12 protein-coding genes and 1 pseudogene are annotated in these 15,176 nt (G+C 35.2%); 7 read left to right on the plus strand and 6 right to left on the minus strand.

Features of this window, described 5'->3' with window-relative positions; translation table 11 throughout:
* On the plus strand, positions 1-1,418 hold a 1,418-nt coding region (locus DN392_RS08660), incomplete at its 5' end, for a Cna B-type domain-containing protein (RefSeq protein WP_149238012.1).
* A gap of 648 nt (positions 1,419-2,066) precedes the next feature.
* On the opposite strand, the gene DN392_RS08665 is transcribed toward DN392_RS08660, so the two are convergent.
* Complete coding sequence (locus DN392_RS08665; RefSeq protein WP_000749135.1) at positions 2,067-3,464, minus strand: M28 family metallopeptidase; 1,398 nt, start codon at positions 3,462-3,464, stop codon at positions 2,067-2,069.
* 536 nt (positions 3,465-4,000) lie between these two features.
* The gene (gene map, locus DN392_RS08670; protein WP_002108936.1) at positions 4,001-4,795 is read right to left on the minus strand and encodes a type I methionyl aminopeptidase; all 795 of its coding nucleotides are present in this window, start codon (positions 4,793-4,795) and stop codon (positions 4,001-4,003) included.
* Positions 4,796-4,952: 157 nt separating this feature from the next.
* Here map and DN392_RS08675 point away from each other — a divergent pair, with 157 nt between their 5' ends.
* From DN392_RS08675 to DN392_RS08690, 4 genes are read left to right on the plus strand one after another with little or no spacing between them, the layout of a single operon-like run.
* A complete protein-coding gene (locus DN392_RS08675; protein ID WP_071743637.1) occupies positions 4,953-5,855 on the plus strand; it encodes an ABC transporter ATP-binding protein in 903 nt (300 codons plus the stop codon).
* Positions 5,852-6,586 (plus strand): ABC transporter permease, encoded by a 735-nt coding sequence (locus DN392_RS08680; RefSeq protein WP_088321580.1) that lies wholly within the window; start codon positions 5,852-5,854, stop codon positions 6,584-6,586. Before DN392_RS08675 ends, DN392_RS08680 begins: the two co-directional genes overlap by 4 nt.
* On the plus strand, positions 6,587-7,717 hold the full coding sequence (locus DN392_RS08685; protein WP_048566722.1) for a sensor histidine kinase: 1,131 nt from the start codon (positions 6,587-6,589) through the stop codon (positions 7,715-7,717).
* Positions 7,714-8,316, plus strand: coding sequence for a response regulator transcription factor (locus DN392_RS08690; protein WP_000619265.1), 603 nt, complete (start codon positions 7,714-7,716; stop codon positions 8,314-8,316). Before DN392_RS08685 ends, DN392_RS08690 begins: the two co-directional genes overlap by 4 nt.
* A 13-nt stretch (positions 8,317-8,329) precedes the next feature.
* Here the strand turns inward: DN392_RS08690 and DN392_RS31160 are convergent.
* Positions 8,330-8,653: pseudogene (locus DN392_RS31160) on the minus strand (bacillolysin).
* 408 nt (positions 8,654-9,061) lie between these two features.
* Between DN392_RS31160 and plcR the strand changes: the two are divergent.
* Together plcR and DN392_RS08710 are read left to right on the plus strand one after the other, a co-directional pair.
* A complete protein-coding gene (gene plcR, locus DN392_RS08705) occupies positions 9,062-9,919 on the plus strand; it encodes a transcriptional regulator PlcR (protein ID WP_000542915.1) in 858 nt (285 codons plus the stop codon).
* Between the two features lie 86 nt (positions 9,920-10,005).
* Complete coding sequence (locus DN392_RS08710; RefSeq protein ID WP_000734732.1) at positions 10,006-10,152, plus strand: quorum-sensing peptide PapR; 147 nt, start codon at positions 10,006-10,008, stop codon at positions 10,150-10,152.
* A gap of 16 nt (positions 10,153-10,168) precedes the next feature.
* Here the strand turns inward: DN392_RS08710 and DN392_RS08715 are convergent, their stop codons facing one another.
* From DN392_RS08715 to cls, 3 genes are all read right to left on the minus strand, one after another.
* Positions 10,169-12,847, minus strand: coding sequence for a DUF4084 domain-containing protein (locus tag DN392_RS08715; protein ID WP_000609939.1), 2,679 nt, complete (start codon positions 12,845-12,847; stop codon positions 10,169-10,171).
* 128 nt (positions 12,848-12,975) lie between these two features.
* Positions 12,976-13,929, minus strand: coding sequence for a UV DNA damage repair endonuclease UvsE (gene uvsE / locus DN392_RS08720; protein WP_131233618.1), 954 nt, complete (start codon positions 13,927-13,929; stop codon positions 12,976-12,978).
* A gap of 32 nt (positions 13,930-13,961) precedes the next feature.
* Positions 13,962-15,155 (minus strand): cardiolipin synthase, encoded by a 1,194-nt coding sequence (cls, locus tag DN392_RS08725; RefSeq protein ID WP_000465813.1) that lies wholly within the window; start codon positions 15,153-15,155, stop codon positions 13,962-13,964.
* Positions 15,156-15,176: the final 21 nt, after the last annotated feature.

Below are 15,176 nucleotides of genomic sequence, written 5' to 3' on the forward strand. Positions count from 1 at the left end.
CAGGATATGAATCCAAAGTAAATGGTACTGACATCACAAATACAAAAGTAGGCGAAACAAAAGTAGAAGGAACGAAAACATGGAAAGACGATAACGCAAAAGATCGTCCGGAAATGATTAAAGTAGATCTTTTACAAAACGGTAAAGTAGTAGACACAAAAGAAGTAACAGCGGCAACAGAATGGAAGTACACATTTGAAAAGCTCCAAGCATACGATGCAAACGGAGTGGCATACAAGTATGAAGTGAAAGAACAGCCAGTAGCAGGATATGAATCCAAAGTAAAAGGTTATGACATCACGAATACAAAAGTAGGCGAAACAAAAGTAGAAGGAATAAAGACGTGGAAAGACGGAAATGCAACAGACCGTCCGACAATGATCAAAGTAGACTTACTACAAAACGGGAACGTGATTCAAACACAAGACGTATTCGCAGTAATGGGTTGGAAATATACATTCACAGATTTAGAAGCATATGATGCGGAAGGAAAAGCTTACGAGTATACAGTAAAAGAACAACCATTAGCAGGATATGAATCCGAAGTAAATGGTACTGACATCACAAATACAAAAGTAGGCGAAACAAAGGTAGAAGGAACAAAAACGTGGAACGATAACAATGTAACAGATCGTCCAAGTTCAATTAAAGTAGATTTACTACAAAACGGTAAAGTAGTAGACACAAAAGAAGTAACAGCAGAAACAAACTGGAAGTACACGTTTGAAAAGCTCCAAGCATATGATGCAAACGGAGTAGCGTACAAGTATGAAGTGAAGGAACAACCGGTAGACGGATACAAATCCGAAGTAAAAGGTTATGACATCACGAATACAAAAGTAGGCGAAACAAAAGTAGAAGGAACAAAAACGTGGAACGATAACAATGCAACAGATCGTCCAAGTTCGATTAAAGTAGACTTACTACAAAACGGTAAAGTAGTAGACACAAAAGAAGTAACAGCGGCAACAGAATGGAAGTACACGTTTGAAAAGCTCCAAGCATACGATGAAAATGGAGTAGCGTACAAGTATGAAGTGAAGGAACAACCAGTAGCTGGGTATGAATCCAAAGTAAAAGGTTATGACATCACAAATACAAAAATCAAGGACGAGCCAAATGTAGATCCAAAAGATCCAAGTACAAATCCAAAAGATCCAAGTACAAATCCGAAAGATCCAAGCACAGATCCGAAAGATCCAAGCACAGATCCGAAAGATCCAAGTACAGATCCGAAAAATCCAAACACAAATACAGGCAACAATAGCGATTCAAAAGTTCCACCTACTACAGAAAATGATAAGCCAACATTACTTCCTAACACAGGAGGAACATCAGCAGGAATGAGTTCAATTCTTGGAGGTATGGTATTGTTCCTTTTAGGTGGAATCCTACTCGCTCGTCAGCGAATTAAATAATAAAAAAGCTTTAGATTATTGATTACACTGTAAACTGAGTAGCTGACAAATTAAAAAATTACTATTGATATTGCTCCCTTTAGGTAAGTATTCAAAAACACTTCACAATAAGGTGAAGGGAAGAATGCAGCCTGAAGGGTTTTTTTTTATAGAAAAAAGGGAACAATTTCAAGGTGGACTCAATCAGTGGCTCTAAAACGATAACAAAACCGTTTTTAAGAAGCACATTATCATTGGACCATAAGCTTAGAGCGTGGTATCTCATGTAATTTAAGGTCAATGCTATGTTTCATTAAGTTTTGGATGAATGCATAGCCATTTTTATGGCTAATTTAGAAATAGCATATTGTAAAGCTTTGTTCTTGAGTAGCTGAAGCAACGTTTATTTTAGGAATGAAGGCATTAGTTCCTGAAGTTCAAGTTAACACAACTGCAAGAGCACCTTTTTATAATTGAAAAACCTTCTCATTAGATGTAATCAATAGTATTTAAATTTTTTATTCTACATAATGCTATGTGATTGATATCCTTTATTTATATATTACGATTTTAATTATACACCATAATACCATGTAATGAATATGCTTTTATGCATATTCATTTTTTCTTAATAAACAGCCACCGATTAATCGGTGGCTTGAAATAGTATTAAGCGGCTTTCTCTCCTGTTTTTACGGTGGAATGAAGGCTATTATAGACGCCTGTACCAATAACCTCTAATGCCATTTTCATGCGTTCAGGTGAAATGTTCTCAAATACGTTATCTTGAGGTGTGTGATATACCTTCTCGATATGATAGATTAATGGATTCCAACTATCGACACCCATCCAAATAAATAGGGCGGCAGGAATACCAACTTCAGCAAATGGCACGTGATCACTGGAGCCGAATTTCCCTTGCAGTACGAGGTCATTATTTAATTGTTTACCTGCTTGTAAGGCTGCGTCTGTTACAAGGTTTGGAGAGCCGTTAGGCGTCATAGCATATAAATTCTTTGCTTTATCGTAATTTGTTGCAACCATGTCTGCGTTAAAGACACCTAAAATTCGATCGCGTTCTTTTTGGGATAAACTATTAACGTAATAATCGGAGCCAAGTAAGCCAGTCTCTTCAGAACCAAAAGCAATAAAACGAATTTCTTTATCAGTTTCTACATTTTGAAAAGCACGAGCTAACTCTAATACTAATCCTGTACCAGAAGCATTATCGTTTGCTCCAGGTGCTCCAACTACACTATCATAGTGCGAACTTACAACGACAGCTTTTTCATTACCTGTACTGTTTTTTGGTTTCTTTTTAGCGATGACGTTTAAGGATTTTAAATTAGATTCATGTCTCGCTTTTAGGGAAAGAATTGTTGTCCCTTTTTTAGCGATTTCTTCTTTAAATGCATTTCCTTGCGCATAAGCAAGACCAAAGACAGGAATAGATTGCTTTTTCGTTAGGCGGGGATTGAAGGTTTGTCCATAATTTCCGCGTCCACCAATTAAACTGTATAAAAGAACACCTTTTGCTCCTTTGCTAACAGCATTTTCAACTTGTTTATTGTAGTCTGCTACTGTTGTTCCCCTTTCAAATAGAACAATCTTTCCATTTACTTCATTTGGAATATCCTCTAATTTTGTCCCACCTTGAACAAAGATAAGAGGAGCTGTAACAGCTTCTGTAGAAATTAGTGCGTTAGGAGCAGCGCCAGCTTGCCAATTACGCTTTGTGGATAATGGGGATTCAATAAAGCCAACGTACTGATCTGGCACTTGAAATGGTTGATAGTCTACTTCATAGCCCATTGATTTAAGTTGCATACCAACGTAGCGAGAAGCCCATTCTTCTGATTTTGTCCCACCAGGGCGAGGACCAATTGTTTCGGATAAGAAACGGATGTGTTCGATGGCGCGGCTTGCATCAACTTGTTTTGTGATAGGTGAAGTCTGTGTGATTTCTGACGTGGAATCAGCTTTGGCTTGTCCAATTGGAGCCAAGCTAACAGCGAGTGATACAGCAAGCAAAGAGCTTACTATTTTTTGTTTTAAAGATTTTTTCATTTTTTCCTCTCCTATTCTTCTATTCTCTCTGACTGACAAAAGAAGACGGATAACGACTTTATTTTACCTTTACATTTTTTATTTTTCAATATTCTGACATTGAGAAATAAAAAATACTATATGCATATTTGCATATTTTTGGTGGAGATATGTATGCTATCATTTTAAATGAAGGTTCGCTTTCTGTTTGGAAAGCTCCTACATTGCATGAATCTAGTGTACCCAAACTTTAGATTATGTAGAGAAAAGAATCCACTGTAGGGTTTCTTTTCTCGTGTTTGAATCATGTGATGATAAATATGTTTCCGCATTTCATAATTATCATCAGTGATATATGTAAGGCATCCATATGAAAATACGAGGCTGTTCAAAGGTTTTCCGTACTTTTGGGCAGCCTCACCCCGTTAAAAAGGTGGTGCCTTGATGCACCACCTTTTATTTATATAAATTTTTGCATACCTAAAAGTAATAAAAAATAGCCGTTTGGTAATAAAAAATAGCCGCTAGGTAGGTTTCTGCTACCAAACGGCTATTTTTTATATTTCTGTTAAAATAATCGGTTCGCCGCGTGTTACGACAACTGTATGTTCACATTGTGCAACAAGGCTTTTATCAGGTGTAACGAATGTCCAACCATCATCGCCGCGCTCAATAATGTGATCAGCTTTCATAGAAATGAATGGCTCTACAGCGATAACAAGACCGTCTTTTAGAAGTGCATTATCCATTGGGTCAAAGTAGCTTAAAATGTGATTTGGTGCTTCATGTAAGCTAAGACCAATACCGTGACCAGTTAAGTTTTGAATCACATTGTATCCATTTTTATGTGCGAAATTTGAAACAGCACGACCAATTTGATTTTGCTTTGAACCAGCTTTAACCTTTTTCATTGCTGCCCAAAATGCATCAACAGCTGCTTGGCAAAGCTTTTCTTTTGCTTCATCTTCTCCAAGTACAAATGAAATACCTGTATCTGCATAATAGCCATCAAGTGCAGCAGATACGTCGACGTTTACTAAGTCGCCGTCTTTTAATACACGCTCTCCTGGAATACCGTGAGCAACTTCTTCGTTTACACTGATGCAAGTTACACCAGGGAAATCATATTCTTTTTCAGGTGCAGAAATAGCACCATGCTCATCTAATACTTTTTTACCGATCAAATCAAGCTCTTTCGTTGTCATACCTGGCTTCGCTTCTTTTTTCATTTCTTCACGTGCAAGCGCAACGATGCGGCCGATTTTTCGTAAGCCTTCTAAATCTTGTTCATTACGAATAATCATGAAAACCACTGTCCTTCCTCGAATGTATATCTTACCCGATTGTATCATGTTTATTTTCGTCCTGCTACTCGCTTGCGGTATGCGGATTGATTCCTCTCACAAAGAATACATGACAATTGTCATATCGATGTTATGACGCATCATACTATTTCCTAACTTTTTCAACACATACAATGTAAATATAAGAAACAGCGGGGGTGGAGAGATGGAAAAGATTATTGAAGTAAATGGTGTTTCTAAAACATTTAAACATAAAAGTGCAGTAAATAATGTTTCATTTCATGTAAATAAGGGGGAAATCGTAGCACTACTTGGACCGAATGGTGCAGGGAAAACGACGACGATGTCGATGATGCTTGGATTAAAGGATCCGACGGAAGGAACTGTTTCTATATTTGGAAAGAGTCCCAAACATAGAGATGTTCGTAATAGCCTCGGTGCGATGTTACAAGAAGTAAGTGTCATTGATAGCATTACAGTGGAAGAGGCAATTGAGTTATTCCGTAGTTATTATACGAATCCGGTAGCGAAAGAAACGTTGCTACAGTTATCAAATTTAGAATCGGAGCGAAAGCAAAGGTGTGAGAAATTATCAGGTGGGCAAAAAAGAAGGTTAAACTTTGCACTCGCACTTGCAGGTAATCCAGATTTGTTATTTTTAGATGAGCCGACAGTTGGAATGGATATTACGTCTCGAAGAACGTTTTGGGAAACAATTCGAAAGTTAGCAAGTGAAGGGAAAACAATTATTTTAACGACACACTATTTAGAAGAAGCGGATGCGTTGGCGGATCGTATTTTATTGTTTGCAAACGGAAAGATTATCGCAGATGGTACACCAGATGCGATGAAGGCGACGATTTCGCGAAAAACTATTACGTTTTATTCGAAGGAAAGTATTCCTGCAAAATTACTAAAAGAATTACCAAACGTAACAGAAGTACAGTCAAACGAAGGGCACTTCACTTTAACAACTGAAGATACAGATGCAACTTTAAAAGCAATTTATCAAAAGAACTTACCTGTAACAGATGTTTCAGTCGAACGTGGAAGTCTTGATGAAGCATTTGAACAGTTTGTCGCAAATCAGAAGGGGGAAATCGCATGAGAGCGTTTTTGATGCAATGTAAGATGGAGATATTACGTACGTTTCGCAATAAATTATTTATCTTTTTCTCATTACTAATGCCAGTTATGTTTTACTACATTTTCACAAATGTTGTTCAAGTGCCACAGAACGGGAATGAATGGAAAGCTCACTATTTAATTTCTATGACTTCATTCAGTATTATTGGAACAGCACTTTTTAGCTTTGGTGTTCGTCTTTCTGAGGAAAGACAAAAAGGGTGGGCACAACTGTTGAGAATTACACCTTTGCCAGAAGGGGCATATATTTCTGCGAAAATTGTTTCACAAACAGTAGTAAATGTGTTTTCAATCGTAGTTATTTTTATAGCAGGTATTTTAATTAATGATGTTCAGTTAACGTTCGGTCAATGGATGGGCGCTGGTTTATGGTTATTACTAGGTGTAACACCGTTTTTAGCGCTTGGATCGATAGTCGGTTCTATTAAAAAGGTTGATGCTGCTGCTGGTTTAGCCAATATTTTAAATATGTGTTTAGCAATTCTTGGCGGGTTATGGATGCCAATCGAAGTATTTCCGAAAATATTAAGATCTATTGGTGAATGGACACCAACATATCACTTCGGAAGCGGTGCATGGGATATTGTAGCTGGAAAATCAGTTGGTTGGGAAAATATCGCGGTACTAGGAGGTTATTTCCTTATATTTGTTGTAATATCAATATATATAAGAAAAAGACAGGAAGCGGTATAAATGATAGAGAAGAAGAGGATTGAGATTTTTCCGAAACAGATGGGTTTCTTCCCGTATATGTGGTTCGTGTATCTGTTATTTCCAATTTACCATTTAGTGCAGGCGTCAGGGTGGAAGCTTGTAATTGGAAGCGGTATGTTGATAGTTTTTATTATCACATACCGTCAGCTTTATTTTGTGCAGAGGACGTTCGTTTTTTGGGCATGTATTCAAATGGTACTTATCTTTTTATTTGCTTTATTTTACAATCCTTTCATGATATTCTTTGGCTTTTTCACCGCAAGTGCGATGGGATTTGCACCAAATAAGAAAGTGTTTCGAGTGCTATTATGTTTGTTAGTTATAATGCTTGGGGCATTTTTATTTGTAAATATGAATCAACTAACAACTGCAAGTTTAGTAAATATCGTTCCAATGTTTATTTTAATGCTTCTTACACCATTCGGAATGCGTAATTTTAATCAGAAAAAGATGTTAAGAAATCAATTAGAAGAAGCAAACGAACAAATTAAAGACTTAGTAAAACGTGAAGAGCGGCAACGGATTGCAAGGGATCTTCATGATACGTTAGGGCATACGTTATCACTCATTACTTTAAAAAGTCAGCTCGTGGAAAAGTTAATTGTAAAAAATCCGGAGCGTGCAAGTGTGGAAGCAAAGGAAATTACGCAAACATCTCGTACCGCTTTAAAGCAGCTAAGGGAACTAATTTCTGATATGCGTATGATTACAGTAGAAGAAGAGCTTGAGCAAATAAAAGCGATCTTACAAGCTGCTACTATTGAATTAGAAATAAAACAAGAAACGAGTGCAAGTTCGTTATCACCCATTGAACAAAATATTTTAGGAATGTGTTTACGTGAGGCTGTGACAAATGTTGTAAAGCATAGTAAGGCGACGCGTTGTACAGTTTCTGTACTAGAATCACAAGGTGAATTAATTTTGACAGTAGAAGATAATGGAATTGGTTTAGCGGATCAAAACCACGATGGAAATGGCATTCGTGGTATGAAAGAGCGTATCGCTCTTATTGATGGGTTTGTTGAACTGAGCACAATCAATCCAGGGACACTATTAATAGTAAAAGTACCAGTTGTCATTAGAACAGGAAAAGATGAGGTGAGGGCATGATTCGAATTATTATTGCAGAAGATCAGCGGATGCTTCGTGGCGCATTAGGGGCCCTACTTGATCTAGAAGATGATATTGAAGTAATTGGGCAAGCTGCGAACGGGGAAGAGGCGCTAAAACTAATTGAATCGCTACAACCTGATGTAAGCATTATGGATATTGAAATGCCAATTCAAAGCGGATTAGATGTTGCGGAAACGTTGCAGAAAGAAAAATCAGCATGCAAAGTAATGATTTTAACAACATTTGCGCGCCCTGGATATTTTGAACGAGCAATGAAAGCAGGCGTGCACGGATATTTATTAAAAGATAGCCCAAGTGAAGATTTAGCTGCAGCGATTCGTAATGTAATGAAAGGAAAGCGAGAGATTTCTCAAGATTTAATGTTCGGCTTATGGCAGGAGCAAAATCCGTTATCAGATCGCGAAAAAGAAGTATTGTTACTTGCGAAAGAAGGAAAGACGGCAAATGAAATTGCGAAGGCACTTTATCTTTCACCTGGTACAGTACGTAATTACATTTCTGAAGTATTAACGAAGCTCGATGCGAAAAATAGAATTGAGGCAATTACAATTGCGGAAGAAAAGGGATGGATATGAAAAAGAAGTTTACCTATGAGTGGTAAGCTTCTTTTTTCTTATAAACAAGTATTTCAATAGAGAGTTTCGTCGCAGTCGCATCGCTCAGAATTTGAAGTATATCGCGTAATTTAGATTTTACTTCATTTTTCGACAAAAAATTTGTTATAGTTAGATTAGGTTATTGGTCTGAATTTTGGACAACCTTGCCACTAACAGTTGTAATTACTCCATTTTTATCTACTTTTACAATGAAATCTTGACTATATATTTTATAGTTTTTGTAAGTTTGTGCAAGGCGAACTTCGGTTTAATTTTCTTTTATTTCTTTATTTGTAGGTTGGGAATCTACATTCATTTCAGTTGTCATTCACCCTTGTTGAGCTTTAGCCTCATTTATTTCACCCCTTAAATACTTTTTCGCCATATTTTTTCGTATCATTTTGAGGTTGTGTCATTTTTAAAGCGTTAAACTAGGCTAAGCAATTTCAATTTTCACTTCATTTTTATCTAGTTCTTGGGTGTAAATAGCTTCTGCTGATAAAGGATAAAGAAGACCGAATGTAACGAAGGCACGGGCAAATTTTCTATAATTTATCTATAAAACTACTAATCTATTATTGTATGTGAGATGGATTGTATGAACAATTTGCCGAATTTTATATATATTATGCATTATTTCATATCAAAAATTGTCGAATTCACATTATGGTAGTGGTATGACAACTTAACAAATTAGATTGTTATAATGGGATGGTGAGTAAGTATGCACGCAGAAAAATTAGGAAGTGAAATTAAGAAGATTAGGGTAATGAGGGGATTAACACAAAAACAGTTATCCGATAACATATGTCATCAATCGGAAGTGAGTCGAATTGAATCGGGCGCGGTATACCCAAGTATGGATATATTACAAGGTATCGCAGCAAAGTTACAAGTTCCCATTATTCACTTTTATGAGGTACTTATTTATTCTGATATTGAAAGAAAAAAACAGTTTAAAGATCAAGTCATTATGCTGTGTAAGCAAAAAAAATATAAAGAGATTTATAATAGAGTATGGAATGAGCTAAAAAAGGAAGAATATCATCCTGAATTCCAGCAGTTTCTTCAATGGCAATATCATGTAGCAGCTTACATATTGAAGAAAATCGATTACGAATATTGTATTTTAGAATTAAAAAAATTGTTAAACCAACAATTAGCTGGAATAGACGTATACCAAAATCTCTATATAGAGAATGCAATTGCAAATATTTATGCTGAAAATAATTATTTTAAGAAAAGTATTGAGTTATTTGAAGATATATTAAAACAATTAGAGACATTGCATGATAATGAAGAATTCGACGTGAAGGTAAGATATAATCATGCAAAAGCATTATACTTAGACGAGCAATATGAAGGGTCACTTTATCAAGTAAATAAAGCAATTGAAATATCATGCCGAATTAATAGTATGGCATTAATTGGACAGCTATATTATCAAAGAGGCGAATGCCTAGGAAAATTGGGGTATGATGAGCCAGAGATTGAAGATGCATATAAAAAGGCAAGTTTCTTTTTTGATATATTAGAAATGCATGCATATAAAGAAGCGCTCGCAGATAAAATCAGTAGATAGATAACCAAAAAATGGATATGCATAATTGCATAGGATATGGATAAAATTTCATGATATATTAAAATAAAAAATGTGGGTGATGGAATATGAAGAAACTACTTATTGGTAGCCTATTAACGTTAGCAATGGCATGGGGTATTTCATTAGGTGATACAGCATTAGAGAAAAGCCAAGTAATTTCTCATAATGATCAAGAGGTACAATTAGCTGGAGATCTACCTTTTGAATATTAAAAAACAACCGTCTTACTTAGACGGTTGTTTTTTTGTGTAGTAACATCCAAACGTCTTTACTAGAAACGGGCTTGCTAATAAGGAATCCTTGAATGTGGTCACAGTTTTGTTCATATAAAAACGTCCATTGTTCTTCCGTCTCTACACCTTCTGCAATAACTTCTAAGTTTAGTTCTTTAGATAGTGTAATGATGGAGGAGATAATCGCTTCCTCTAAAGGACTATTTGTAATTCCGCAAATAAACTCTCGAGCAATTTTTAATGTGTTGATTGGGTATTTTGTTAAATAAGCTAAAGAACTATAACCAGTTCCAAAGTCATCGATTGAAATTTGAATACCGAGATTTTGAAGCTGTTCTAGTTTGGAAATGACAGATTGATTTTGATTAATTGCGATACTTTCTGTGATTTCGATATCTAGTGCTTCTGATTTTAGTTCGGTTTCTTCTAACACTTTTGAAATAGTAGGGATTAAATCTGCATGGTTAAATTGAACAACAGATAAATTCACACCAACTTTTAAGTGAGAAAACCCTTGATTATGCCATCTTTTTGCCTCTAAGCAAGCGGTACGTAAAATCCAATTTCCAAGTTCAATAATAAATCCGGTTTCCTCCGCTAGAGGAATGAATTGGGCAGGAGACACGATGCCGAGTTTTGGGTGCTTCCAACGAATTAATGCTTCAAAACCGATAATTTGTTTTGTTTTTGTGCTTACTTGTGGCTGATATTCTAGGAAAAATTCATTTTGTTGTAATGCTTTTGTAAGTTCACCTTCTAAGAATTGGATTTCATTTTGGGCGATACTTATTTCTTTTGAGAAGAAAACAAATCTGTTTTTTCCATTTGCTTTCGCGCGATACATAGCCATATCAGCATTTTTCATTAATTCAGTAACATCGGTCCCGTAATCAGGATACATGGCAATTCCGATACTCGGTGTAATAGACAGTTCTTCGTCTTTAATGGAGAATGGTTTGTTTAAAACGGTTAAAATTTGTTCAGCTATAAAAGCCGCACTTTTTTCTGAGTACATATCTGGTAATAGAATTGTAAACTCATCTCCACCTTGGCGAGCAACGATATCTTTTGAACGCAAGCAACCACGTAATCTTTTTGCTACTTCAATTAATAATAGATCTCCGACATCGTGACCAAGTCTATCGTTAATTTTTTTGAATCGATCTAAATCAAGGAACATAACGGCAACATCATTCACGCTAGTTTGAGCTGTATTTAAAATGTTTTTTAAATCTTTTTCAAACTTTCGGCGATTTGGTAATCCAGTCAGTGCATCATGAAAGGCTAAATGTTCTACTTGTTTTTGTTTTTCATATAAAGTTGTAATATCACGTGCTATGCCGAACATCCCAACAACTTCTTTGTTTATGAAAGTAGGGATGAGTGTAACGTGAAGATAATAGTAATAGCCTTCTTTTTCTTTTGTGCGAACTTCTAAAGTTTGTGGTCTACCTTCTTTTGTTATTTGTAAAGCTTTCTTTAGTAGATCATGGTCTTTTGAGTCAATAAAGTGTAGAAGAGAATAGCTTTCTACTTCACAATAGTAGGCAGTAAATAAGCTTTCACAAGCTGTATTAGATTGTTGGAAAATACCATCCATATTTAAAGAGAAAACGGCATCAGGATGATCTTCGAATAACGATTTATAGCGTTGTTCACTCTTTGATAACGCAGATGCACCCTCTTCTACTTTGCCTTCTAGTTGTGTAGTCAACTGTTCATATGTATCGATTAGTGCTTGATTATCTTTCCACATGTAAAGTTGTCGTAGGAATAATAAGATGAGTGATAATACTAGACCGATTAGCATGAACTTATCATCCCAAGGTTGAATAAGAATAAAGGAAAAAGTAATGATTATACTGAAATAGGGTAATATAAAGCGCACATAATCAAATCGATAATACTTTGTTTTCGTTTCATGCTGCATTGGTTTGTCCAAAATGTATAGTATGGAAGATAAACCAATTAATAAAATTGAAGCAGTATGTACTAAATAAGAGACTTCAGAAGAAGTTTTCATCCCCATGTTTAGTTGGAACAGATGTATATACCCGTACACAAGTATGATAGTAAAACCGATAATTAATGAAATTCTGCTAGCAGAATATTGTTCTCGTCTATATAGGCTAATAACGGCGTAAATTACTAATGCTTGTGCAATAAAGTATCCAATTAAAACCCAGTGATCTGTTGTTAACATACGAAAGCTTGAGAGGTCCAAAATAAAAGTTAAGGTAAAATAAATATTCATAATAACAATAAAGATACTATCGAATGAAAATTGAGCAAGGCCTCTAATAGAATAATGTTTTATGAATTTGATAGCAAACCCAGAAAAGAGCAAAATATATTGTATGATGAAAAAAGGTAGTGCCTTATATGAGAATATGACTTGATCATATATAGAAAGTGAATGAAGGAATAAAGTTATTTCCATAGTTAGTCCGCATATGCAAGTGCAGAGTAATAAAACCCAAAATAATTTATCACTACGCTTCATTTTCTTAATAGCTTTATATAAGCAATAGCAAGAAAAGAGTGCAGCAAAACAAAATAAGAAGAGAATTCCAATTTCTTTTATATTCAAGTCCTTAGGGATAAGAAATATCCAAAGGGAAAATATAATTATATACATCGTGACAAAGTGTACATATTTTTTTTGATTAATCATATTATGGCTCCGTTTCAATAAAGTTGAATCGCAGGTGGAAAATGCTAATTCCAATCATAGCATATACAATAGGTTGTTTTTTACTATAAAAATTACTTTTTTTGAAAAAAATAGCTCAACATTACAATTTACCATTGTAATGTTGAGCTATTTATTCTTTTTATCCCTCTTATAGAGGATAATTCATGTATTAATTGCAGCATTGCTAAATCTTTCTGTTTACTTTCAATCATAATATCGAAATTATGGTTGATTTTTTTTGCAATGTGTAAGAAAGGCTTAATAAACTCTAAATCAATATATTCAGAGTGAGCCCTAAATTCTTTTTTTGATTTAGGGGAGGAAATGTGAACTTTAGGAGGGACATTTGTATGTGACCAAGTTTCAAAAATTGCAGGGAGTAATACTTCTAGCGGTTCTTCGCAAAGGTTTGCCATGTGATGATGATAATCAAATACGAATGGAATCTTTTCTTTTTGGCAAATCGATAAAGTTTCAGCAGTTGTATATGTTTTATCATCATTTTCAAGCGTCATTTGCTCTTTTATATGTGCAGGAAGTTTTTTTATATTTTTATGGAAACGTCCAACCGCCTGTTCTTTATTTCCATAGGCACCACCTACATGGATGTTAATATAAGAAGAATCTGCAATTCCTATTGCATCTAATACTTTATAATGATAGGCCATATCTGCAATAGCGTTAGTTGTAATATGTGGCTTGTCGCTTGTAAATAGCGTAAATTGATTTGGATGAAAACTTACTCGCAAATTGTATTCTTTAATTAATGTCCCAATTTTACGCCAAAGCGGTGTGAACAACCCGATGTAATCAAACTCGACTTCGGGATGTGTTGCAAGTGGGACGATGGAAGAAGATAAGCGATATAATGGAATTTCATGAGCTATATTGTAATGAAGAATACGTATTGTATGCTCAAGATTTTGCCGTGTAACATCGTATAATTTATCTTCTCGTTCTTGTTTACTAAGCTTTTGAAAGCTTGTAAATGTCATCGTTTTAGCCGGAGAACAGTCCCAGAGTGCCATTGCATGTGAGACATATCCGAAACGCATAATCATAATGAATACATCTCCTTTATCCATTATCTTTCCTATAGAAAGAAAGCAAGTATCGTTCCTACCCATTCTTTCCCTCTATCAATAAGGGAAAGGGGGCTAACATCTTTAAAGGAAAGTAATGACGCATTTTCTAGATCTTCATGGAATTTGTTTTTTACTGTTTGTATAAAATGTTTATCATATAAAAGGCAGTTGATTTCATGGTTAATATATAAACTTCTCATATCAAAGTTTGCAGTTCCAATATCACAAATATAATCATCGACTATAATAACTTTAGCGTGAAAAAAACCTTGTTGAAATGCGTAAATATTACACCCAGCTTGTATTAACTTTCGGCAATATGGGAATTTTGCTTCGCGAACAAGGGCGTGATCCGCTTTTTCTGGAACGAGAACCGTGATTTGAACCCCACGTTTTCGCGCTTTTAATAATGCATTCATAATTTTCTTCCCAGGAATGAAATATGGTGTACCGATAAAGAGTTCTTTTTCCGCACTTTCGATTAAATGTAAAAATGTATTTTGCAAATAGGCACCATCAGTAGGGATAAAACGATGTAGAATGATTCCTGGTTGTTGCTTAGGAAAATAAAGAGGTGAATCTAATAAATTTTGCTTCGTATCGTCGAGCCAATCATGTAAAAATTGCTTTTGTAAATCTTGTATTCCTTCTCCTGTAAGGCGTAAATGATAATCGCGCCATAATCCTAATTTTTGATTATGCCCTAAATATTCTTCTCCAATATTAAACCCACCAATATAACCAATTTTCCCGTCAATAACTGTAATTTTTCTATGGTTTCTTTGATTTGCAGAAAAGAACGGAAAAGGAAATTTCACTTTATGACAAAATGAAAAAGAGACGCCGTGTTTTTGTAGGGAACGAATTGCCTCGTTTGATAAATAATGGCTTCCCAATCGATCGAGTAAAAGTCTTACTTCAATTCCTTCCTGTGCCTTATCGATAAGTAACTTTAAAAATTCACGACTGATTTTATCGTTTTTTACAATGAAGAATAAAACGTGCACATGGTGCCTTGCTTGTTGTATATCAGTAAATAAAGCATCATATAAATCTTGCCCGTATGTATAAAGGTGAAAATTACTTTGACGTAAAGGGAAAGTACGAGAGCGCACACGCTTTAAATGAAGAATCCTCCCATATAAAAGGTCAATTGTGATCCAAAGAGTAACGCATATTAACAAGAGAGATAAGAAGAACATAAGTGAATTCCCTCCTTTGCA

The sequence above is a fragment of the Bacillus sp. BB51/4 genome (assembly GCF_008368845.1).
Classification (GTDB): domain Bacteria; phylum Bacillota; class Bacilli; order Bacillales; family Bacillaceae_G; genus Bacillus_A; species Bacillus_A wiedmannii.

Coding starts and splice junctions, on each gene's coding strand:
- DN392_RS08665 (WP_000749135.1), bottom strand. CDS start 3,464: ATGAAAAAATCTTTAAAACAAAAAATAGTAAGCTCTTTGCTTGCTGTA.
- map (WP_002108936.1), bottom strand. CDS start 4,795: ATGATACAATCGGGTAAGATATACATTCGAGGAAGGACAGTGGTTTTC.
- DN392_RS08675 (WP_071743637.1), top strand. CDS start 4,953: ATGGAAAAGATTATTGAAGTAAATGGTGTTTCTAAAACATTTAAACAT.
- DN392_RS08680 (WP_088321580.1), top strand. CDS start 5,852: ATGAGAGCGTTTTTGATGCAATGTAAGATGGAGATATTACGTACGTTT.
- DN392_RS08685 (WP_048566722.1), top strand. CDS start 6,587: ATGATAGAGAAGAAGAGGATTGAGATTTTTCCGAAACAGATGGGTTTC.
- DN392_RS08690 (WP_000619265.1), top strand. CDS start 7,714: ATGATTCGAATTATTATTGCAGAAGATCAGCGGATGCTTCGTGGCGCA.
- plcR (WP_000542915.1), top strand. CDS start 9,062: ATGCACGCAGAAAAATTAGGAAGTGAAATTAAGAAGATTAGGGTAATG.
- DN392_RS08710 (WP_000734732.1), top strand. CDS start 10,006: ATGAAGAAACTACTTATTGGTAGCCTATTAACGTTAGCAATGGCATGG.
- DN392_RS08715 (WP_000609939.1), bottom strand. CDS start 12,847: ATGATTAATCAAAAAAAATATGTACACTTTGTCACGATGTATATAATT.
- uvsE (WP_131233618.1), bottom strand. CDS start 13,929: ATGATTATGCGTTTCGGATATGTCTCACATGCAATGGCACTCTGGGAC.
- cls (WP_000465813.1), bottom strand. CDS start 15,155: ATGTTCTTCTTATCTCTCTTGTTAATATGCGTTACTCTTTGGATCACA.